Raw genomic sequence first — 23,158 nt, forward strand, 5'->3', positions numbered from 1 at the left:
GTCTGAACACTCCCAAAAAAATAGAGCCGAAAGCCTGGCGGGATCATTCAGATACTCCCAGGCTTCTATAATCTATAAACTAAGATTTCTGCAGGCTTTCAGCAGTCTTAGCAAGCCCCTCTTCTACCGATACCGGTGGCTGCCAATCAAGCAGGTTCATAGTTTTTCCAATATCCACTTGCAAAGAACCACATAGACGATCGGCAACAGCCCTTTTCCCCAGTAGGGAGAGAGTAAAGATCAGAACAGATGCTGGCACAGGTATCAATAGAGCCCGGCATCTTAGGCTCCTTGAAAGCCGCCGCAATAAATCCGTGATAGACATATCAAGACCATCAGATACAAGGAAGACTTGATTTCTTGCGTTCGGGTGTTCAATACAAACTGTGATCAAGTCGATCAAGTTATAGACAGAAACCAGGCTGCGCCGATTGTTAATTGAACCTAACGGCAGTGGAATACCTTTCTGCAGCCAACGCATCATGGATTGAAAGTTAGCTTTTACTCCAGGTCCATAGACTAGTGGTGGACGAATAACAACCACTTCCAGGCCAGTTTCCTCTGCCAGAGCGATCAAGGCATCCTCAGCTTCTTTTTTTGAAATCCCATAGGAGTCTACAGGATTTGAGGGCTCCTCTGCGGTAAATGGGCCTCTGCCAGTAGTGGATTCCCCATTCACCTTAATAGAGCTTAAGAAAATAAACCTTTTTACTCCTGAAGATGCAGCTTGGCGGGCCAGTTGTAAGGTACCTTCCAAGTTCACTTTGCGAAACTCTGCCAAGGGGTCGACAGCACTTTCTTGCATCACATGAACTCTCGCGGCAGTATGGATCACCACATCAATGTTGTTCAGTGTGGTACCCCAGTCAGTTTCCGCATCTATGCGAGGTACATAAAGCCCCCCTTCTACCTCATGGCGATACACGGGCAGTACCTTAACCCTTTTAGATCGCAGGGCTGATAAAAGAGCACTTCCAATAAAGCCACTGGCACCGGTCAACAATACTCGCTCTTCCACAAGCCCCGCCCATATCAATTAATTTCATCAGGAAGTAGTTTACAGATGGGGAAGCATTGAGTCACTGGTGGAAGGGTTGACGATAAAGAGCTCTTAGCGGGCAGCCTGAAAATAAAAGTATCTTGACTAAGAAATGATTAGACAACTCAAAAGTAATCAGCAGAGGGGTTCGAATACTCTCTTATCTATTATTCGAGCTTTAGTTTTGATCTCTAAGGCTGCAAAACCGAAGCTGAGCTTTACCAGCATTTTTCACTCTGGCTCTGACATTCTCTAGAGCCCGCGCATGGGGTTCTGTAGTTTCTGCGGTTCCCCATTTAATCTCCCACTTTTCTCGGGCTGCCAAGCAAGCCTTGGCTTGCCGATAATGCCAGCGAGCCTCAGCACAGGGGTTAAGATCTCTGGGAACCTTACGGTCACAGATGCGATGGTATCTTTTGCGGGCCAAATTTGCTTTAAAGTCTTTATCTATTACCGCATCAAAGTGGCGAATAGGCAAAGCTATAATCCTTTGCGATGTCGCGCCCCCTCTAGCAATGGCCCTAGAAGGGATAGCCCAGCGTAACGTGGTTAACGCGGGCTGATCTGAGAAAAAACCAATGGGTGAAACGGCTAACAGTTTCCTCTTAGACAAACATATTACTGGAACCGGGCTAGTGCCACCCAAAGGAAGCTTCTTTAGATAGTAACTAGTCGTTAACCTATTAGGCGTTGGCCATGTCGTTAACCTATGAGACGTTGACCATTTAGAGGCACTAAAACCATTTAAAGGGGCGGTATCAAACGCCATAGTGCCGGCTGAGAATGTGGAAATGACAACTATCAATAGACCGCTTAAACCAATTAGTGACTCTCCAATCCGTTTATTACCATTTGTAGGCATAAGCAGATCCTAATAAATTTAGATGCCCGGACAGTCCGAAGCGAGAGACTTAAACTGTAAACAAACTAAAACGCTAGTCTAGTGTCGCGAAGCTTAAGCCCCAACTACGCTCTTTCGGAGAAATCAAACTTGCCTACGTCAAGACTTAAAGGTGTTTTTGTAGTTCTTTTTGATTTAGCACTGGGGTAATCCAAATTTCCGCACCCAGAGCTGAAAAAAACTTTTCGTTATAAGCCATCAGATGATCCTGCCGCTTCTCCTCAAGAATAAAAATAGCCGCGCGCTTACCATCCTCTAAAAAGAAATAGGAGGATTCAGGCTCAGCCGAAGCGATAAAATCATTGAAGGCTCTCGGCATGGACTTGTCTGCGATAGCATTATTGCCACTCTTAACGGGGATCAGGATTTTCATTAACAGGCGCATCGGGCTTCCTCTGTTGGGGAATTAAGGTTTAGGCTCCAACCATAGTCAATACCAGACCAATTAAGCGATATGAGGTGACTAATCCCGCTGAAGGACACTGGTGGCTAAGTAGAGTTCTTATGCTTCTACCATGTTTCTACTGCCGTCTTCCGCGCCTGAACCCCTCTCGTGCCAGTGAATCCACTTTAAATCCACCACCATCACGGTATAAAGCACCGGCACCAGTAGCAAAGTACCGCAGGTTGCCAATATCAAGCCTCCTATCTGGGCAAAACATAAAGGCTGCCAAAGAGGACCACCATGGAAAGCGAGAGGCACCAGGGCGCAGGTAGTAGCCGCTATTGTGATCAGGATTGGTCTTAGTCGTAGGATCCCCGCGTCCAACAATGCCTCTCTGAAAGGATCGCCTGCGGCATGACGCACTTCTATAAAATCAAACAAGACAATAATATGGCTGACAATTACCCCTACCAAGCTTACTATCCCCAGAAAAGCCATAAACCCGAATGGCTGGCCAGTAACATAAAGCGCGGCAAGGGCACCCACCATACCCAGTGGTACGGTGGCAAATACCACCAAGGGCTTCAATAAGTTACTAAACTGGAAAACCAGAGCCAAAAAAATGGCCCCCGAGGAAACACCAAGTATCATGAGTAGCTGTGCAAACCCATGTGTTGAGTTAGCCGCATCTCCAGAAGCTTGTATTTGATAACCACTGGGCAGCGTCTTTTGCAAGGCATCTAATTCATCTTTTACATCTCCCATAATATCGGAGGCAATAAATCCTGCATAAGGGTACGCAAAAACAGAAATCGTGCGAAATTTTTCCAAACGACGAATTCGCTCAGTTCTAAAGTCAATTCTTGTTGTAGCCACCTGCTCTAGGGGAACTCTTACTTCCGTATCTGATGAAAACACATAAAGGTTGTTAATATCCTGCAATTGCCCACGCTGATCCAGTCGGAGGCGAATAACGATTGGTATTTCTTTGTCCCCCTCCCGTAATGTGGATACCTCACTACCATTAATTGCCGTTGATGAAGCCTGGGCAATATCCGCATTAGTGACTCTAGACATCGCTGCCCGGTCTTCAAGAACATTCATATAAACCGCAAGACTCCTCTCTCCCCAGTTCTGGCGAACCGTGCGAGCATATGCCGATTTCTGTACAATATTTTTCACTCTCTCGGCAACATCTCGCAAGATAATAATATCCTTACGCTCTTCCTCAGAACCGGTTGTCACACGCCCCGACACCCTTATTTCAAAGGGATAATCTACCGGGGTAGTTTGCAGTTGGCGCACATCCAGATCGGCTCCGGGGATATTCTTACTGAGTGCTTCCTGAATAAACGGCACCAACTTTGGAGTCAGATTTTTATCATTGATACGGATAATAATTTGACCATAATTAGCTTGCTGTGGCCGAGGGTTCACTGTATACCAAAAACGCGGTGCCCCTCCACCAACGGTAGTACTCAGTGCCTGTAGAATTGGTTCATCAGAATTCCCACCATTTTCTTTTTGATACTTTTCTATTGTTTGTCTAATCACCTGCTCCGCTTGTTTGGCAACATTATCTGTTGCATCAATGCTTGCATCATTCTGCAACCAGACATCCACATAGGACAAATATTGAATGTCATCTGGAAAAAAGGCATTTTTCAACTGCGTTTTCAATACCACTCCCGCAATCAGAAAAAGTAGAAATCCCAGTAGTACAAGTTTCCTGTGATCTATAGCCCAGCTGGCGGTTCGATAGTACACACCTGTAAGCCCATGTTTCCGTCTCTCCTCCAGTGTTGGCTCTGTACGCTTCGGTGGACGCAAGAGAAGATTTCCTATGAAAGGCAGAAAAGTCATAGAAACTATCCGGGAGGCGATCAATGCGCAGGCCATAACAATTGGCAAACTGTGCAAAAAATCACCTTGATTTCCGGTTAGTAGTAAGAAAGGTAAATACGCAACCACATTGGTGAGCGTCGCAAAGAAAATGGCTTTCGCGAGTAGGGTTGGACCAAGCCAGGCAGCAATAAACGATGGTTTACCCGCGGCCATCTGTCGCTTGATGGCATCCCCGGCAACAACAGGATCATCCACTAAAAGCCCAAGGGCAATAATCAATGCTGCAATAGAGACTTGCTGAATATCCACCCCCATAAACTGGATAAAGCCGAAGGTCATTGCCAAGGTAATCGGGATTGAGATCATCAGTAGGACGGCGGAACGCCAATCAGAAAACCCGATAAAAGCGACAATAACCACAAGGATAATGGCTTCAACCAGCGCCTCAATAAAAAGCCCCACACTTTCCTTTACTTGTCTGGGCTGATCAGATACTTTTTCAATAATTAAATCTGGCGGCAAGTCGGCTCTAACCTGTTCCAGTAACTTTGTGAGTACCTTGCCTAGCTCGCCGATTTGCTCACCATCACGCATCTGTACCGATAAGTTGACGCTGCGATGCCGTTGCCATGTTCCATCGTGTTTAGATTTGCTGACATAGTAATTTAATAGCTCTGGTGGCGACTCATACCCCATTGAAACATCCAGTACACCCCGTAGGTACACCGGAGTACCATCATCACTCAAAGCGATAGGTACATCCCCAATTTCTTCATAATTGCTAAAGTCCCCACTGGGAAATATTGCGACATCCATATCCTCAACAGTCAGATTGCCGCCAGGAATGGTTGTATTGCGGGCATTGAGTATTGGGCCAATCATATCCGGGCGCAGGCCGTAAGAAGCAAGCCGCTCCTGGGAATAAACCAAATCGACTTGCTGTTGCAGCACCCCGGAACGCAGTACCCGCTTTACCTGCGGGAGAGTGCGAATATTCGCAGCGATGAGATCGGAGAAATCATCCAGCTGCCGATAGCTGTATTTTGCCCCAGCCACTTCGGCAAGACGCTCACGAGTTTTAGCAATATCTCGCACAAGAAAAGGCTGCCAGGAGTCGGGAAAAAATTTCTGTGCACTAAGTCGCTCATTTAAAAAACGATATCCCGCGCGCATCAACTCTTCATCGCTTTTATCAGAGGTAAAATCTACGCCGATATAACCGGGGCCCGACAGAATTTTAAATGCAGTGCCATAACCCTGTTTCTCCATCCAGCGGGAAAAGACCTTGAAGGCAGCCAAGCTATTCACCCCGTGCACTGAAAGCGGCAGGGCCACCATAATACTGACCCTCTGTTCTACTCCCTGGTTTTTATACTTGGCGCGAACCTCAGATAATGCTTCTCGAATGTTTTCTGCCCGGAGGCTAATTTCAGTAGCTCCGGCCCTTGGGCTGGCTACGGCCAAAAGCACGGCAGCCGTATCCCCAAATTCATCATTGAATTGAGTAGCCTGTGTCCCTGAAGGCAGTTGACTCTGCGCGTCAATAAGTTTCAGGTTTATATCATTAAATGCCTTGGTGACATCGGTGTGGGGGGCAAGCTGAGTTTGCACTACGGACACACCGTTAAGGGTCAGGGATTTTATTGCAAAGGAGCGCGCATCTGGCTGGTAGAGATATTCACTCTGGGCGATGGCATCTTCTATTCGTCGTGTTACCAGCTCCTCAACTTTGATGGCACTTTGCCCTGGCCATTTGGTTGTTGCTGTAGCTATACGGACGGGAATATCTGGATCCTTACTTTTGGGCATCGCGATATAAGAGATAAGCCCCCAAAACATAACCCCAACCAATAGCGCCCATGAAATGGAGGAGTTATCGACAAAAAAGCGAGCGGTATTAAAGCGGTGCTCACTTTCAGCTTCCAGAATTTCTTCTCTGGTTTTTTCGTCTTTAACCACCATTGATATTCCCTTGAGGCACTAGGGCACTATCCTTACCGTCTGACCATCCTGTAACTGTGACGCGCCATTAGACACAACCCGCTCCCCCTCCTTGAGGCCGTGTAAAATAACAATGTTGTTACCCACTACCGGCCCTGGAACCACTCTGCGCAGCTTTGCCTGTAAAACATTGTTGTCAATTTCCAATACAAAAACGGCAAAGCCTTCCGACTCATTTGACTGCGGGACCAAACATGAAAGGGGCACCACAACCCGGTTTGGCTGAGGCCGCATTTTGTCCAGTAAAAGACTCATAATCATGCCCGGTTTTAATATTGCATTGGGGTTAGGCACGGTTACGGTAATGGCAAAAACTCTGGTGCGTTCCTCTGCTTTCGGGGAAACTTCTGTGACCTGGCCAGTAAAAGTCTTGCCTGGTTGGGACTCTGTCATCATAGAGATAACACTACCCAGTTTGGCAAAGCTCAACACCACATCGGGCACATTAAAAACCACTTTGACACGAGAGATATCGGCAACCACAAAACCAACCGTATCCCTTTGCACCAGAGTGCCGACCTCTATATTGCGTTGAAGAATAATTCCGGTAAGGGGTGAACGTAATACCGTGTCATTGAGATTCTCTTTAGCGTTATCCAGGCGTGCCTTAGAACCTACAACAGAGGCCTGTGATATCTCATACTCCTCCCGGGCGGCGTCGTAATCCGGCGCCGTGATACTTGCGGTGGCAAAAAGAGCCGAAGCTCTTTTGTAGTCCAGATCTGCTTTCCTCCGGGCAGCCTCTGCTTTACTGACATTCGCTGCCGCCTCAACCACCTTGTCTCTGTATTGCTCGTCGTTGACGATAGCCAGGGGCTCTCCCTGAATCACTCGGTCCCCGCCCTGCAATATTCTTATTTTTCCAAGAACCCGGCGAGTTGGAATTTCATCGATATACCCCTCTGTTCGAAATGCTACATCTACCTGCGTATAGGGGTGGACCACAGCAGAGTATGGATAACCTTCAATACCACTTTCTGTACGAGCCACTGTAGCTTGCACAGGCACCGGACTTTTCCCCGGCGGCTCACTTTGGCAGGCCGATAGTAAGAGCAGAAACATCAGTAAAAGGGGTAAACGCAACATCGTTACACCTCCCCCACCGCTCTTTCGTATTCGGCTAACGCCCTCCAGACAGAAAGTACCGCTTTGTTGTAATCGCTGTTGGCGCGATCGAGCTGGGTTTCCGTTTCCAGTACGTTGGTTAATAGCGTCGTTTGCTCACGATAGCGGTTGATCATTACCCGTAACTTTTCCCGATATGCCGCTTGTAATTCTCGGGCTACAGCTACCGATTCCTGCGCAGTCCGTAACTTGCGCAAGCTGTCGCGCACTTCTACTTCAATTTGACCGCGCAACTCCCCCACTCTAACTTCGGCCCCAGCAATTTTACTCGCGCGGCTGGCCAGCTCATCCCGCTTGCGTCCCCAGTCAAAAATCTCCCAGCGTAAATCTAAAGCAACGATTGCCTCGGCATCGGGCACTAGGCTTACGTTAAAGAGCTTGAGATAGCTGAAGTGAAAGTCTATATCGGGAATATATTCAGATTTCTTAACATCGTAGCTGTATTCAGCCTTCTCAATGGCCAACAGTGATTCAATAAAATCAGGGCGTTGATCAAAGGCCAACACCAGGGATGCATCGGTGTCATACACGACTTGATGAGGTACAGGGAGGTGCTCGACGCTAAATGGCGTTTCTACATCGCGCCCCAATAGCGCATTGAGTCGCTCCTTGGCCGTAATCATCTCATCAATCCTGCGCTGACGCTCCAGTTGACGCTGGGCCAAGCGGGCACGTACATCCAGCAACTCGTATTCCAGAGCCACCTGTTGGTCGACATAATTGCGCACAAGGTCACTCAGGGAACTCAAGAACAAAATAGATTCATCAATTGCCTGGAGGTCACCGATAATCCTACCCACCTCGAAATACTGCAGCTTTACCAAAAAAGCGACATCCTGCTGCGTCCAGCGCACTTTTTGCACCGCCATCGCAGTGGTGACATAGCCCTCACAGATTTCCAAGGCAATAGTGTAGAGACGGGTAAGAGGCTGGCGCGCACTGAAGGAGACGATCTCAGTAGTTCCCTGCTCGGTGGTGATCTCCACATTGTTTGGTGGGATTGGTCCTATTTCAGAATCGGGAACAAGGCTACCCTCAGGGAAGGTATAGCTCTGGGTGGTGAGGTTGTGATTGATGGCGGCATTCAGTTCCAATCGCGGGTAACGGCGTGTCTTTAGCGCCTCAACCATGTCACCCGCCTCATCAACTTCTAGAGCCGCGCCCTGCACCCGCAGGTTGGTACGAATGGCCGTTTGTACTGCATCATTGAGCGGAAGCACAGGCTCAGGGGCAGAGCTCCAGGCAGCGCCGATAAAGATCCATATTGCGAACCCGCCCTTGAACAACGATCACCCCTTCCTGGCAGCAGCACACACCCGCACAATATGCAATTATTCCAGTAAGTATATGTGCTTCATGCTCACCGCTTAGTCAGCACGCCTATCCCCACGCCAACCAGTGTATTTCCCCGATATATTTCTTTTTTTTATATCTGCCTGAGCCATTTCCCCGCCAATGAATCCTTCTCTAGGTGCTAGCGCCCGATAAAATCCGGATGCGCCACAATGAAGTTTCACCTGCCCTTTTCCATTGGCTAGGCTAATAACTGGCGGCGATCAAAACCGCTTGTTGTTGGCTCCCGAGCAGTTCTATGGCGGTGAAATTCCTACCGGTAATTGTGATTCTGATTTGCCTGATCGCCGTGGCCGGTGCACTCAGCCTGATGATGTATTTCAACCTGGATGAGCGACTGATCGAACTGTTCCAGTGGCTCAATGAGCAGGGCTGGCAAACCAGCCTGCTGTTCGTGTTAATCGTTGCCCTAGCGATCGTATTGTTGTTGCCTGGTGTTATTTTCACCATGGGCGCAGGATTTGTATTTGGAGTAATCAAAGGCACTTTGTTGGTACTGGTGGGAACCGTCCTAGGCGCAACCCTGGCCTTTCTGATTGCCCGCTACTTGCTCGGAGAGAGGCCATCACGCTGGATTATGTCCCACATAAAGCCCGCCACGGTGGGCGAAGTGATTCGTCGTGAGGGCTGGCAGATGATCATGTTAACCCGCCTGGTACCACTGTTCCCTTTCAAGCTCTCCAACTATTTCTTTGGGCTGACACCGGTTCGCTTGCGGGATTTCATACTGGGCAACGCGTTGGGGGTAATTCCCCTTACCCTGAACAATGTGTATGTAGGCTCCATCGCCGCGGATCTAACGTCCCTGGGTGAGGTGGAGGAGCGCACTACGGTGCAATGGGCGCTTTACATCATGGGCTTTGTACTGGCTGTACTGGCCTTGATCGGCCTCACACGCATGGCGCGACGCGCCCTGAAGAAGATCGTGAAAGAAGAGGATCTCTGATGCCCTGGATGAAATGGCTACCGTGGCGCTTCTTCGTACGCCGATTTGCCACCGCCCACGGTTTTCTTGATCCGCTGACATTGATGGCTCGCTTGCAGCGCTTCGCCGAACCCTCAGAAGTCAGCGAGCCCATTGAGCTACTGCGTGCGGGTGCGGTATTTCACGCCCGTGCACTGATCAATAGCAAGGTAATCCAGCACAACCTGGACTGGGTCTGGCCCTATTGGATACAACGCCAGTTTGACCCACGAGATAATTCGTTTATCCCCCGGGCTTTTTCTATTACCCACTGTAACCTCAGCCACCGCAATTGGACCGCTGTGGGGTTGCCAGACTGTGAGGCTTTGCCGGTGGTCGATCCCCGTGGCCTGGTCACACCTTATTACGATGGGTGGTCTATTGATGCCTGGGTAATCGGCGACGGTGGCGAGGAATTAACTCCCGCCTCACTCACCTACTGTGAGCAACACCAAGAACTGGATGATCACCTCTCTGTGGTCACGGAATCCGCTCGCCACGGACTCAAACTGCGCAACACTGTAGCCGTAGAAGCCATTGATGGAGCCCCCCACTGCAACATCAAACTTACCGCCAGTTGCCGGAACAGCGGCTGGCTACTGGTAGTCCTGCGCCCATGTAATCCAGAGGGGGTCAGTTTTGTACACAAGGTGCGCCTCAATGACCAAGGCCGAGGGTGGCTCATTGAAGACAAGCAAGCGGTTTTATTCAGTCAACCCATCGACAAGCACTTGGCCTCAGATTATCGCGGTGGGGATATTTACCTGCACTTGAAAGACGAAACTGGGCGTATGCAGGGTGAATGTGATGTGGGCATGGCCTCCGCTGCAGCCATGTTTCGATTAGAGCGTCACAAACCCCTGAAGCTGGAAGTTTCAATTCCCCTCGACAGCGAAACCCCTAAAGACACAGAGACGAAAAGCTGGGCGGAAAGCTTGGCAGGCCACTGCGCGCTCAAGATTCCAGACCGGGACTTCCAGTTCCTCTACGACTCAGCCATTCGCACCCTGATTCTGCACTCCCCCAAAGATGTGTACCCAGGCCCCTACACCTACAAGCGATTCTGGTTCCGGGATGCCGCCTTTATGATCCAGTCACTGCTTTACGCAGGCTTGATAGATCGCGCAGAACGGGCTTTGGATCAGTTTCCCCACCGACAAAAACGCGATGGTTTTTTTCACTCCCAGGATGGTGAGTGGGATTCCAACGGCGAAGCTCTTTGGATATTCAACTTATTTTGCCAGCTGGCAAATAAGCCGCTTAAGCAATTCTGGTGCGAGCCCATCCTCAAGGGAGCCAGATGGATTATCAACAAGCGCCTGCCCCAGGATGGCAGCCTCTGTGCGGGCCTGTTACCAGCGGGCTTCAGTGCAGAGCACCTGGGTCCCAACGACTGTTACTACTGGGATGACTTTTGGGGAGTAGCCGGATTACACGCCGCTGCCGCCATCTGCACCAGAGAAGGCATCGACGACAATGCACACCGATTCAGCACCGCCGCCAATGATTTTCAGCGCACCATTGACGAAAGCCTCAGCAGTGCTCAAGAACGGCTAGGAAGATCCGCCATGCCGGCCTCTCCCAACCGGCGCCTGGATGCCGGAGCTATCGGGTCCGTGGTGGCAGGCTATCCACTACAGCTCTACCCCCCGGATGATCCCCGCTTGATCGACCTGGCTGACTTTTTGATCGACAAATGCTTTGTCAGCGGCGGTTTCTTTCAAGATATGATCCACTCGGGTATCAATGCCTACCTCACACTACATATTGCCCAGGTCTTACTGCGCGCCGGGGATCGGCGATGCCTGGAGTTAATGCGCAGTGTCGCCAAACTGGCCTCCCCCACCGGCCAGTGGCCTGAAGCCATCCACCCCCATTCCCTGGGCGGTTGCATGGGCGACGGGCAGCATGCCTGGGCCGCTGCAGAGTGGGTCGCCATGCAGCGCAATTGCTTTGTGCGAGAGGAACAGGACGCCCTGATACTGGTCTCAGGATTACCGCCGGAATGGCTCAAGGATACGTCTGCCAAGGTCCCCATTCGCTTCGGCCCAGCGCCGACGCGCTTTGGAGTGATTTCCCTAGAGATCACTCCCGGAGTCCGCCCAAAGGTCTCCTGGACCGCAGACTGGTACGGAAAACCACCGGCCATTGCTGTTAACCCCATTGGCTTTCCACCCACACTGGTTGGCGAGGGGCTGCAATCTGTGGAGTTAAAATCCCAGTGAATATCGTCATGCTGACCAACACCTACTTACCCCATGTCGGTGGAGTGGCGCACTCGGTCGCTGCTTTCAGCGAAGAATATCGCAAGCGAGGGCACAGGGTTTTGATCGTGGCCCCGGAATTTCCAGAGAAAATCTCCGGGGAAAAGCACGTTGTACGCATCCACGCCATCCAAAATTTCAATGGCAGCGACTTCTCAGTAGCACTGCCTTTTTCACCAGATTTGAGTGATCGACTGGATCAATTCAAGCCCGATATCGTTCACGCCCACCACCCTTTTCTTCTAGGTATGACTGCCCTTCGGGTAGCCCGGCAGCGGGAGCTACCGCTGGTTTTCACCCACCACACGCTCTATGAGCACTATACCCACTATGTACCCGCTGACTCTCAAGTGCTGAAACGCTTCGTGATTGAGCTAGCCACACGCTATGCCAACCTGTCCAGCCTGGTACTGGCACCCAGCCACAGCATTGTTAAATTATTGCGCGAGCGCGGCGTTCAAACCCCCATCGCCGAGGTGCCCACGGGCGTTCAACTGGAGGACTATAACAACGGCGACGGCAGCAAAGTGCGTCGGCGCCTGGGTATTCCCAAGTCCGCATTTGTGGTGGGCCATCTGGGCCGCTTTGGTCAGGAAAAAAATCTGCGTTTCCTCTGCAATGCAGTGACGAGATTTATGCGGGATGAAGGCAACACTCACTTCCTGTTTGCCGGCAGCGGACCTCTTGAGGATGAGCTGCAGGCAATTTTTGCCAGCCGGGGGCTTTCCCAGCGTCTGCATATGCCCGGTGCAGTGCTCGGCGAGGCGCGCCGGGACATGTACAACGCCATGGACACTTTTGTTTTCGCCTCTACTAGTGAAACTCAGGGGCTAGTGCTCTCTGAGGCCATGGCTGGAGGGGTACCGGTTATTGCCCTGGATGCCAACGGCTCCCGGGAAATGGTACGCAATGGTAAAAATGGGCGACTGGTGACGGAAATAAACCTGGAAAGCTTTATTGAGGCAATCCGCTGGCTTTACCAGCTACCCCCGGAACAACGCCAGGCTCTCAACCGAGAAGCCTTAAACACCGCACGGGATTTCTCTATGCACAGCTGTGCACAGAGAGCGCTGGATCTCTATCAACCTCTGCTCAAATACGGATGGGCTCTGGATGACTCCCTCTTCGCCCAGTGGATGCGCATGCGCAATCTTATTGGTGCCCAGTGGGAGATTATCGAAGGTCTGACCGGAGCCGCCGGTGCGGCATTTGGCCAGGCACCGGAGCCATAGCCGCCCATTATGTTAAGCAGAGTTGGACTTTCCATTAGGCGCTGGCGCCGCCGCTTCAGCCGCAGCGAGTGGATCGCCAAACTGTTAGGACTCTCCACCAGCGGCCGTCAACCCCACGCACCGGGTTTGATCCTGATCCAGATTGATGGTTTGGCACATCCGGAACTCTTAAAGGCCCTTTCCGGGGGCCGAATGCCTTTCTTGAAGGGCCTGATCCGCAAAGAACACTACCGCCTGGAACACATGTTTTCCGGGATTCCCTCCACCACCCCCGCTGTACAGGCAGAGCTGTTCTACGGAGTGCGCCAGGCTGTACCGGCCTTTGGCTTTCTTATCCATGAAACCCAAAAACTCGGCCGTATGTACGATCCGGAAGTGGCCGCGCTGGTGGAAAGCAGGGATATGTTCAAACAGCGTGACCCCCTTCTGCGCGATGGCAGTTGCTACCTGAGCCTGTTTCGCGCCGGTACCAAGACCGGCGAGGCACACTTTTGCCCAGCCGATCAGGGCTGGGGCCCAGCCCTGCGCAGTGCCAGCCCCTGGACCATTGCCGTTCTCATCCTGACCAACTTATGGAGTCTGATACGCACTGCCGCACTGATTGTGGTGGAGTTGCTGCTATCCCTTGTAGACTGCATACGCGGCGTGATGCAGGGGCAAAACTTGCTCAAGGAATTGATGTTTGTCCCCACCCGGGTCGGTATCACCATTCTCTCAAGAGAATTTTGCACCATGGGGGTCAAGGTGGACATCAGCCGCGGCCTACCCATTATTTATGTCAATTTGCTCGGTTATGACGAGCAGTCCCACCGACGCGGCCCGCGCTCGGCGTTCGCCCACTGGGTATTGAAGGGTATCGACGATGCCATAGCCCGCATTTGGCGTGCCGCCCATGCCTCCGATCGACGCCACTACGATGTGTGGATTTTTTCCGATCACGGCCAGGAACAAACCAAGCCCTACGAAGAGGTCTTTGGCCGCAGCCTTGGCGATGCCCTGTCAGAAACATTGTCAGATCTTGCAAAACCGCCAGAAATTGAGCCAGGCCAAAGCAGGCACGGCGTGCAGCTGGAGCGGGCGCGCTTGTTTGGCAGCGAGTGGATGGATAAAAAAGACATAGAAAAGCAGGAGGAGTCTATTGATTGCAGCGCCAGTAAAACCCCTTTGGCACTCACTGCCCTTGGCCCTCTGGCCATGCTCTACAACCTGGAATTGGATAATATCAGCCGCGAAGAGGTCGCTCGCAAAATAGTTGAACAGGCCCATGTGCCTCTAGTGCTCTATCGGGTGGACCCCACTTCGGCAAAGTCCCCGGTGCACGGATGGTGGAAACACGGCCCGGTGAGGTTGCCCGAAGACGGCCGCAAGTTGATGGGGGACGAACACCCCTACCCCGAGCAATCCATTGCCGACATGATCAGCTTGTGCAGCCACCCCGACTCCGGCGACTTTATGATGTACGGCTGGTGCTCCAGCGAGGAACAGCCTCTGACTTTCGCCATGGAAAACGGCAGCCACGGTGCCGCCGGTCCCAGGGAAACCCACGCCTTTGCCCTAATGCCTAAAGATATACAGCCGCCAGATCCGCGGCTGGGCTACTGGCGCCCCCAGGATCTACGCACTGCTGCGAGGGCCTACCTGCGCGGCGCCCACCCGATGAAATTGGATGAGCACCAGCTGCCACAAAAAACTCTGCGAGTCATGACTTACAATGTGCATAGCTGTAAAGGAACCGACGGTACTCTGTCACCGCAGCGTATTGCCAGGGTAATCGCCCGCTACCGCCCCGATATTGTCGCCTTGCAGGAACTGGATGTGAAACGCAAACGCACCGGGGGGCTTGATCAGGCTGAGCGGCTGGCACGGTTGCTCTCAATGGATGTGCATTTTCAGCCAGCCATTAACCTCAATGAAGAGCGCTACGGCGACGCCATTCTCACTCACCTGCCGGCAAAGCTGATCAAAAAAGGAATTTTACCGGGGCCACCCAAGGGTAAGGGGCGCTTGTTCAATCCCGCTGCAGATGAACCTCGCGGCGCCATTTGGGTAGAGGTTGAGCATAATGGCAGCAAAATTCAGGTGATCAATACGCATCTCGGACTCTCGCGCGCAGAGCGGTTACTGCAGGTGGATGCCCTGCTGGGACCAGAATGGCTGAGCAACCCTCGCTGTAAAGGCGAGCGGATTTTACTCGGTGACTTCAATGCACTGCCCACTTCCGCCGAGTGTAAACGCCTCTGCGGCTACCTGCGCGATGCCCAGGAGCAAGCACCCAGGCATAGCCCTAAAGGCACTTTTCTCAAGGTGCGAATCGATCATATTTTCTTGAGCGCCGGCATTGTGATAAAAAAAGTGCGAGTGCCACGTACCGTGCTGACCCGGCAAGCTTCGGATCACCTGCCTTTGATTGTCGATATCGAGGTGCCTTTTAGGCCCGAAGCAAGCAAAACCCCTTGAAAAATCTCCAGCGGTCCCTATTAATAGCAGGAGAAGATTCGACTAAAACCCTGAAAAAACTGCGGTTTTTCGAACTCAACTCAATTTATAGCCAGCGCCTAAAAGGGATTTCCCGACTTGATGGTCCCCACCGCGAGCTATATGATTCCGGTATCGATTAAATAGCAGGAGTCGCTAAATGCAACCGCAAGCTTATACAAATACCCGTGCACTGGACCGCTCGGAATCGGCGAAGGTGTTGCGCAATACCTATGCCCTCTTGGCCATGACTGTACTTTTTAGTGCTGTCACAGCCGGTATCTCTATGGCCGTCGGCATGGGCCGCGGCATGAGCCTGATCTGCTCTCTGGGAGCCCTGGCCCTGATTTGGTTCGTTCTGCCACGCACTGCCAATTCCAGCGCCGGCATCGGTGTTGTTTTCGCATTCACCGGCCTATTGGGCGCATCTATCGGCCCATTGCTTAACCATTACCTGGGCCTCGCTGGCGGTGGCCAGATCGTAATGCAAGCTTTAGGTACCACAGCCCTGATTTTCTTTGCCCTGTCTGCTTACGTACTGACTACCCGCAAAGACTTCAGCTTTATGGGTGGTTTCCTGGCTGTTGGCCTGATCGCTGTACTGGTCTGCTTCCTGGCAGTCATCATCGCAGGCTTCTTCGGCATTCACATGCCTCTGGTCAGCGTTGCCCTGAGTGGTGTTGTTGCCCTTCTGATGTCAGGTTTCATCCTGTATGACACCAGCCGTATCATCAACGGCGGTGAGACCAACTACCTGATGGCAACGGCTTCCCTGTACCTGAATATCTTCAACCTGTTCACCAGCCTGCTGCACATTCTTGGGTTCGCTTCCTCTGACGACTAAGCATAAGTGCTGCTGAGCTAGACCCAATGCCCCGCTCTGCGGGGCATTTTACTATTTGGCCCCCTATGAAGTTTTCCCTGGCAATTTACTCCGCTCCACACGCCTCGCAATCGGCAGCCAGCGCATTGCGCTTTGCCAAAGCACTACTGGCCGAGGGTCATGAAATCTACCGGATTTTTTTCTACTGTGATGGCATACAAAACGGCAACAATATTGCCGCGCCTCCCCAGGACGAAGCCAACCTGATCAATGAGTGGCAATCACTGCAACAGAAACACAACCTGGATTTGGTCGTCTGTATCGCCGCAGCGCAGAGACGCGGTGTCTTAAGCCAGCGGGAAGCAAACCGCCTGGAAAAGCCCGCAGCCAATCTTGCAGAAGGCTTCGAACTGGCCGGCCTCGGCCAGCTCACCGATGCCGTTGCCAACTCTGAGCGCCTGATCACTTTTGGAGGTTAACAATGGGTAACCAGACCCTGGCCCTATGCAGGGCTGCACCCTATGGGAGCGCCCTGGCCCGAGAGGGGATTGAAGCTGTGCTCGCCTCAGCGGCTATGGAACAGGACGTTGATTTGTTATTCCTTGGCGATGGCGTATTCCAACTACTGGACAACCAAGCTCCAGAAGCCATAGAACAAAAAAACCTGTACCGGAACCTTATGGCACTCCCTATGTTTGGGGTCGAACAGCTCTATGTGTGCCAGCACAGCCTGGAGCAAAGAGGTATTCACCCTGACCAAATACAGATTCCCGGAGCGGAAATCTCCCTGGTTACTAAGCCAGGGAAGCTAATCGCTGCTTACCAGTGCGTGTTGAGTTTTTAAGATGACCTTACATATTGTCAGTAAATCGCCTTTTAGCAGCCAGGCCCTATACGATTGCCTACAGAGTCTCACCGAAGGCGATGCCCTACTCTTGCTTGAAGACGGGGTCTACGCCCTGAAGCACCAAGCCTTGCACGACCTACAAGAAACAAAGGTCTACTGCCTGATAGCCGATAGCGAAGCCCGCGGCATACAGGCCAGCTCGACACTCGCCTCAGTAGAGATGATCAACGATGCTCGCTGGGTGCAATTATGTACCGAGCATAACCCCATCGTCAGTTGGTTCCGGTGATCAATTCAATGAGCAACCTAACTGTAAATGGCCGGGAAATCCCTCTGGATAAAGAGGGTTACCTACGAGACCTCAATGATTGGAGCCGCGATGTGGCCGAAGAACTAGCTCACGCCGAGAATATCGAGCTGACCAACGCCCATTGGGAGGTCATTGGGCTGCTGCAGGAATTTTATCGCCAGTTTGAACTGTCTCCCGCTATGCGCCCGCTAGTAAAGTTTATCGGCCAGCACCTGGGCTCGGAAAAAGGTCGCAGCATCTACCTCATGCAGCTGTTCCCCCCAAGCCCAGCCAAGATTGCCAGCAAAATTGCCGGGCTCCCCAAGCCCACCAACTGCCTCTAGGCCGAACATTTAGATATGGAGAATGACTCTGCGCTCACCGTGGTGGTGTCGGTGCTCCCACAAATAGATACCCTGCCATGTACCCAACATTAGCCGCCCATTTTGCACAGGGATCGAGAGGCTAGTGGCAGTCAGGGCCGCTTTGATATGGGCCGGCATATCGTCTGGCCCCTCAAGAGTATGGGTGTAGAGGCGGTCATCCTCTGGCACCAGCCGATTGAGCCACTGCTCAAGATCCCTGCGCGCGCTAGGGTCGGCATTCTCCTGGATCAGCAGGCTCGCCGAAGTATGTTGTATAAATAGCGTACAAAGCCCCTCCCCCACATTGAGCCTCGACACCCAATCGGCCACTTGGCTGGTAAACTCCTGAAGCCCCTGCCCAGACACTCTTATTGCAATCTCACCTATTGCCATACGGATTCCTATATAATTCGCGCCCGCTCTACCATTGAGACTACCGTATTTTAATATGGCACTGCACCGCGTTAACACCGACGACTATCAAGACCAGCTCCATGCAAAGGCCAAGCGCCTGGCCGAGGCCTATCGTGAATTTACTAATCTGGAGCCTGAGCTATTTCCATCTCCGCCCATTCACTACCGGCTTCGCGCCGAGTTCAAGGTTTGGCATGAAGGCGGCGTAGCTCATTACGCCATGTATCGCCAGGGTGAGTATAAAAAGCCTTTTATCATCGATACATTTACCGTGGGCTCGGAGCTAATGAATCAGCTAATGCCCAAGGTCTTGGAGGCCGTTAACAGCAGCGAGATACTGCGCAAGCGCCTGTTCTCCGCCGAATTCCTTACCACTTTGAGTGGTGATGCGCTCATCACACTCATCTATCACAAAAAGCTGGAAGAGAGCTGGGAACAGGAAGCAAGGGCCTTACAAGAAAAACTGGGCTTCCCTATCCTTGGGCGCTCGCGCAAGCAGAAAATGGTGTTAGAGCGAGATTTCGTCACCGAAAAACTGGATATCGATGGCAAGAGCTATCAGTACAAACAAGTAGAAGGCAGCTTTACCCAACCCAATGGGCACATTTGCCGTTCCATGATCCAGTGGGCCAAGAATGCCTGCGGCCAGAACTCCAGCGACCTGCTTGAGCTCTATTGCGGCAATGGCAACTTTACCATTCCGCTCAGTGACAATTTTGAGAAAGTACTGGCCACTGAAATCTCCAAAGTTTCGGTCAACTCTGCCCAGGAGAATATTCAGGTAAACGGCATCAATAATCTGGATATCGTGCGCTTATCCAGTGAGGAGTTTACCCAGGCTATCGACAAGGTTCGCCCATTTCGTCGCCTCGCTCATATAGATCTTGATAGTTACAATTTTGACACTGTGCTGGTAGATCCCCCCCGCGCCGGTCTGGATGAAGATACCTGTGCAATGGTTGCGCGCTTCCCTCGCATTCTGTATATCTCCTGTAATCCGGGGACCCAGCTGGAAAACCTCAAACTATTGAGCAGGACCCACCGCATCGAGCGCTTTGCCTTATTTGATCAATTCCCCTACACAGACCACACCGAAACCGGCTTGTTACTGGTGCGGAAATAACGACCAATGAAGGTATTACTCGGGGGCAACTTCTTACTGCCCCCGAAACAGCCTTACATCGCTCTAATCATCACTGTAAATCAATTGAAGACCTGACAGTCCCAAATCAAGAGGAAACCTTGAAAGGGAACTTTTGAGGAGAGGGGCATTACTTCCTACCAGTTATTGCAGCAAAGCGAAACCAACACCCGAAGGAACAATTGTAGTACTTACATTTGAACAAAATGAGCACTTCTCGAAGAGATCCTCTCAATTCGGATCAAAACTGATATAAATAAGGAGCAGCACAAAAAGTAATACTCCTTATCACTTTCGTTCTGTGCCTAGCTATCCATCAAGCAATTCTCGACCAAAATGTCATATCAACAGATTCCGAGTCAAGAAGCTGCAAATACTTTCTTGTAAATTCATTATCCAGCCACAACTGACATATCTGTTCAGCCCTTTCCTGGGTTGAGGCTAAAGCGACATCAGCGTAGATGCCATTTTTACCTCGCAGAAGGAAATGAGATAACAAGCCTTCTTGCTTAGATAAAAACGCATCATCCACCTCTTTTGAGAATGCTATCAAGTCTTTCTCCGAAACACCTTCCCGGAGACGAAATGTAGCAAATTCAAAACCTATAAAATCAGCCGTTCGATTGTGATATAACATGATTCACTCCTTCTGTGGAGGTCACATTATCGGGTTAGACTCCTGACAGCATTGTGTCAGTAGTGTTTTGCAAAGATGAGCTTTTCTGCACTTCAATATAATCTGACAAGCTAACATTAGTGGGAAGTTCAAGCTGGGGCACTTCCAGGTCAAGGCTTTCAATACGATCAATTCTAAAGTCACGATAATCTTGCTTTAAACCACACCATCCACCAAGGGTCCATTTGCCACCCCAATAGAAGAGACCCAAGGGATAAACGATTCTCTTTGACCTACTGCCTACCAGGGAAGTATATGAAAGATAAATCCATTGCTTTAGACTAATCGCTTTATGAAGCTGGTCCCACAAACTGAAGTCCACTGATCTTAAATGCTTACCTGGTACCCTAACTGTTTTATGGAGGTCATACTTCCCAAGATCAGGTAAACCAGCTTCAATTTTACTTAACAGTGAAAGTGAAGATTGCTTTAACTCAGCCCCAGTCCATGAAGACAGTAAATTTAAACTAATAATAAGCGCTTCAAATTCTTCTTGTGTTAATTGCAATGGGGGAAGCTCAAACCCATTTGAAAGGCGATACCCTACACCTGCTTCACCATAAACAGGAATCCCCGATACAGAGAGATCATCCATATACCTATATATTGTCCGTTCAGAAACAGATAATTTTTCGGCAAGTTCTTTTGCAGTTATAGGCTGGTGAGCTCTTAAAATGTTCACAAGCTGAAAAAGCCTATCTGATTTCCTCATTTTGGTTACTTCTCTCTATCCATAACTAAGGAAACATTAATCAAAATAACAAACACTTTAACAGCTCAGGAAAATCTAGTCACCTCACCCAAGTTCCGCTACGCCGCTATGACAAAGCGGAAAGATTGCGCATAAGGAGCAAGACGCAGAGTGTAATCATTAATCATACCATTGAATCAGCAAATACACTCTCCGCCCCGATAAATCCTTATTATTCGCCTGCCACTTTTGAAAGATAAAATTGATAGGCACGGCTCGCAATTTCACGGCCTATCTTTTGGCCCGCTGGTACTGAAGGTTCAAAATGCACACCAGCCCAAACACGGCTGTTTCCGCAGTCTTCCTCAAACGATGTCCAAGTCGGGAAATGCAAATACATATCAGCTTGCGGTGTTATACCAGGTTCGATCTGTGAGCTTCCCGCAGGAGCTGGTACGCTATACCCTAACGTATCTCCTTGAGGTAAAAATAGGCGGCTTGTTTCTGCATGAGCTGCACAAAAACTGGCAGATGCAGAGGGATATTCCGGATGATCTGCTACAGGTAAATAGCTTGTCCATTGGCTAGCTGGCAAGTCGTTCACTGTTCCTTTGCCTACGCCACCCCAAGCAGTAACTAGCTCGTCCTTATAAATATAACGAACGGCAGAAAAAGGCCGGACTGAATTATGGCGACGCTTTTCTTTCCAAATTGCAATAGCTGTATCAAAAGCGGCCATATTGGTGAGGAAGTCATAATGAATGAAGTCCATCAACGAAAGACCTTGAGATTCAGATGCAAATACAGCAGCAAAGCCCAAGCTGAATATCTTCATATCAAACAGCTCGGCTTTCATCTTCTGCTCATCCGTCAAGCTCGCTGATGTATTCAGTACATCATTAACTTGCGCAACATAACTTGGATAGTTCCAGATTTTTGACTTCAGAGGTATTGGAGAGGTGAATTCATCCGGAGACTCATAGCTATAGGGTGTTGTCAGTGCAATTTGAGGGGTTACGAATTGCTGAACCCGGAATACGCCAGGGCGCTCCATTAAAACAGCTGGTTGCCACTTAGAAGGGAAGCGTAATTTGTATGCCGTATTAGCTGGCTTGAAATCGGTATAGTCGGCATAGGGTAAACGATGATATAGCTGATCTCCCTCATTACCCAACTGATTCATACCGTCATTGGCGCGCCCTTCCAATACCTTTCGGCCGGCATAGTTACCAATACCAATCGGCGTAGTAGTATCTTCAGAAAGGTTGTAGGGATCCAAACCTAATTCAACCAGCATGTTATCCCATTCCGGTACCAAATGTGGAAACAACCCACTTAGCACTTTATGAGATGCGTAAGAAAGTGCAATATTTAATTCACTGTTATCCGATGGCTGAGGCATCCTTGCAATGTCAGAATAAACACCTTTTGCAGTAGGGTGATAAGGTGCTGTTGCATCAAACCAGGAGTTGGTTATTAATGTCGTAAAACGTAGCACTAAAGTTGCATCATTAGCAGCGGGCGAAACCTCAAAAATTGCGCAGGCCGCAGCAGGAATTATATTCTGTACTGCAGCATTGCAACTCTCTAAGTCTACAGAGCTACACTTTGGTGGCAATGTAACATCGGCCAATTGTGGGCAAGTGAAGGCTTGAGCCTGCCAGCTAGCTGAAACAACTAGAAAACCCAAAACTCCTTTTAGAGCCTGCTTATAAAATTTATTGCTTCGCATTAAACTTCCCTTTTCATTTGATTAACATTAATAACAGAACTTTCGTCCCATAAGACATTTCCGCCGTCAGCAAAAGCCACGTAGACTATTTCAAAATTTTGACACTACTACCCCCCATTACCATTTATAGTGATCATAACGCCCGCATTACTGCAATATTGTGATACAACGCAAGCATCCTAAATATGTAGTGTCAAGCCAAGAGGAGACCAATTACCATTAGAGTTCTTCTCTTATTAAGTACTTAGATACTGCTGGCAGTTAAGCAAACGATACATATAAAGTTCTTATTAGATCGCACCTACTATTTACCAAACAGCCTAACCGATGAAAGGGACACAGCCAAATACCCCAAAATACAAGAACTTACACCCTAAAAAAGACACAAGAATGGAGTAAGAAAAGTGTTCCAAACAGTGAATTTAAAACCTACCCTAGCGCCATCTTCATATAAATAAATAACTCGAAGGAAAGTATATTCTTCAACTTAACTTTGTTGTTTTAGTCGACATGAATTTCAATTAAAGATGAGACGATCAGATTGCCTAGCGTGTCAGAATAAACCTAGGGAGGTGATAGAAAAACATAGATAAATT

General features: G+C 50.2%; 19 protein-coding genes. 10 read left to right on the forward strand and 9 right to left on the reverse strand.

All coding sequences use genetic code 11. The features are described 5' to 3' along the window. Window positions 1-79 precede the first annotated feature (79 nt). The 5 genes from ACJJIC_RS14900 to ACJJIC_RS14920 form a co-directional block, all read right to left on the reverse strand. A complete protein-coding gene (locus tag ACJJIC_RS14900) occupies window positions 80-1,018 on the reverse strand; it encodes a UDP-glucose 4-epimerase family protein (protein WP_445357312.1) in 939 nt (312 codons plus the stop codon). A gap of 1,028 nt (window positions 1,019-2,046) precedes the next feature. Next, a complete protein-coding gene (locus ACJJIC_RS14905; RefSeq protein WP_252081914.1) occupies window positions 2,047-2,325 on the reverse strand; it encodes a hypothetical protein in 279 nt (92 codons plus the stop codon). Between the two features lie 117 nt (window positions 2,326-2,442). Continuing rightward, the gene (locus ACJJIC_RS14910) at window positions 2,443-6,132 is read right to left on the reverse strand and encodes an efflux RND transporter permease subunit (protein WP_252081915.1); all 3,690 of its coding nucleotides are present in this window, start codon (window positions 6,130-6,132) and stop codon (window positions 2,443-2,445) included. Between the two features lie 18 nt (window positions 6,133-6,150). Further along, the gene (locus tag ACJJIC_RS14915) at window positions 6,151-7,257 is read right to left on the reverse strand and encodes an efflux RND transporter periplasmic adaptor subunit (RefSeq protein WP_444909456.1); all 1,107 of its coding nucleotides are present in this window, start codon (window positions 7,255-7,257) and stop codon (window positions 6,151-6,153) included. Between the two features lie 2 nt (window positions 7,258-7,259). Next, window positions 7,260-8,582 (reverse strand): TolC family protein, encoded by a 1,323-nt coding sequence (locus tag ACJJIC_RS14920; RefSeq protein WP_444884661.1) that lies wholly within the window; start codon window positions 8,580-8,582, stop codon window positions 7,260-7,262. Between the two features lie 305 nt (window positions 8,583-8,887). Here ACJJIC_RS14920 and ACJJIC_RS14925 point away from each other — a divergent pair, with 305 nt between their 5' ends. The 9 genes from ACJJIC_RS14925 to ACJJIC_RS14965 all read left to right on the forward strand — a co-directional run bounded on the left by ACJJIC_RS14925 (window position 8,888) and on the right by ACJJIC_RS14965 (window position 17,887). Further along, complete coding sequence (locus tag ACJJIC_RS14925; protein ID WP_444886380.1) at window positions 8,888-9,595, forward strand: TVP38/TMEM64 family protein; 708 nt, start codon at window positions 8,888-8,890, stop codon at window positions 9,593-9,595. After that, entirely contained in the window at window positions 9,595-11,838 is a 2,244-nt protein-coding gene (locus tag ACJJIC_RS14930) for a hypothetical protein (protein WP_444909455.1), read from the forward strand. The genes ACJJIC_RS14925 and ACJJIC_RS14930 overlap by 1 nt, the downstream gene beginning before the upstream one ends. Next, a complete protein-coding gene (locus ACJJIC_RS14935; protein WP_444909454.1) occupies window positions 11,835-13,109 on the forward strand; it encodes a glycosyltransferase in 1,275 nt (424 codons plus the stop codon). Before ACJJIC_RS14930 ends, ACJJIC_RS14935 begins: the two co-directional genes overlap by 4 nt. Window positions 13,110-13,118: 9 nt before the next feature. Next, entirely contained in the window at window positions 13,119-15,566 is a 2,448-nt protein-coding gene (locus tag ACJJIC_RS14940) for an endonuclease/exonuclease/phosphatase family protein (protein WP_444909453.1), read from the forward strand. Window positions 15,567-15,744: 178 nt separating this feature from the next. Next, window positions 15,745-16,428 carry a Bax inhibitor-1/YccA family protein gene (locus ACJJIC_RS14945; RefSeq protein WP_444909452.1) on the forward strand — a complete coding sequence of 228 codons (684 nt, stop codon included), beginning with the start codon at window positions 15,745-15,747 and terminating at the stop codon, window positions 16,426-16,428. Window positions 16,429-16,493: 65 nt separating this feature from the next. Beyond that, on the forward strand, window positions 16,494-16,886 hold the full coding sequence (tusD, locus tag ACJJIC_RS14950; protein WP_444909451.1) for a sulfurtransferase complex subunit TusD: 393 nt from the start codon (window positions 16,494-16,496) through the stop codon (window positions 16,884-16,886). Between the two features lie 2 nt (window positions 16,887-16,888). Beyond that, window positions 16,889-17,251: a sulfurtransferase complex subunit TusC gene (gene tusC / locus ACJJIC_RS14955; RefSeq protein WP_444886385.1), complete on the forward strand. Its 363-nt coding sequence runs from the start codon at window positions 16,889-16,891 to the stop codon at window positions 17,249-17,251. Window position 17,252: 1 nt separating this feature from the next. After that, window positions 17,253-17,543 (forward strand): sulfurtransferase complex subunit TusB, encoded by a 291-nt coding sequence (gene tusB / locus ACJJIC_RS14960; RefSeq protein ID WP_444909450.1) that lies wholly within the window; start codon window positions 17,253-17,255, stop codon window positions 17,541-17,543. An 8-nt stretch (window positions 17,544-17,551) separates the two neighbouring features. Further along, window positions 17,552-17,887 carry a TusE/DsrC/DsvC family sulfur relay protein gene (locus tag ACJJIC_RS14965; protein WP_444909449.1) on the forward strand — a complete coding sequence of 112 codons (336 nt, stop codon included), beginning with the start codon at window positions 17,552-17,554 and terminating at the stop codon, window positions 17,885-17,887. Between the two features lie 9 nt (window positions 17,888-17,896). Here ACJJIC_RS14965 and ACJJIC_RS14970 read toward each other — a convergent pair whose 3' ends face one another. Beyond that, window positions 17,897-18,301 (reverse strand): secondary thiamine-phosphate synthase enzyme YjbQ, encoded by a 405-nt coding sequence (locus ACJJIC_RS14970; RefSeq protein ID WP_444884653.1) that lies wholly within the window; start codon window positions 18,299-18,301, stop codon window positions 17,897-17,899. 55 nt (window positions 18,302-18,356) lie between these two features. On the opposite strand from ACJJIC_RS14970, the gene trmA reads away from it, so the two are divergent. Next, on the forward strand, window positions 18,357-19,445 hold the full coding sequence (trmA, locus tag ACJJIC_RS14975; protein ID WP_445357313.1) for a tRNA (uridine(54)-C5)-methyltransferase TrmA: 1,089 nt from the start codon (window positions 18,357-18,359) through the stop codon (window positions 19,443-19,445). A 334-nt stretch (window positions 19,446-19,779) separates the two neighbouring features. On the opposite strand, the gene ACJJIC_RS14980 is transcribed toward trmA, so the two are convergent. The 3 genes from ACJJIC_RS14980 to ACJJIC_RS14990 all read right to left on the reverse strand — a co-directional run bounded on the left by ACJJIC_RS14980 (window position 19,780) and on the right by ACJJIC_RS14990 (window position 22,562). Beyond that, window positions 19,780-20,100 (reverse strand): hypothetical protein, encoded by a 321-nt coding sequence (locus ACJJIC_RS14980; protein ID WP_444909446.1) that lies wholly within the window; start codon window positions 20,098-20,100, stop codon window positions 19,780-19,782. A 34-nt stretch (window positions 20,101-20,134) separates the two neighbouring features. Further along, the gene (locus ACJJIC_RS14985; RefSeq protein WP_444909445.1) at window positions 20,135-20,851 is read right to left on the reverse strand and encodes a helix-turn-helix transcriptional regulator; all 717 of its coding nucleotides are present in this window, start codon (window positions 20,849-20,851) and stop codon (window positions 20,135-20,137) included. A 211-nt stretch (window positions 20,852-21,062) separates the two neighbouring features. Further along, window positions 21,063-22,562 (reverse strand): vanadium-dependent haloperoxidase, encoded by a 1,500-nt coding sequence (locus ACJJIC_RS14990; protein ID WP_444886392.1) that lies wholly within the window; start codon window positions 22,560-22,562, stop codon window positions 21,063-21,065. Window positions 22,563-23,158: the final 596 nt, after the last annotated feature.

The organism is Microbulbifer mixtoriginis (SeqCode) (assembly GCF_052468275.1).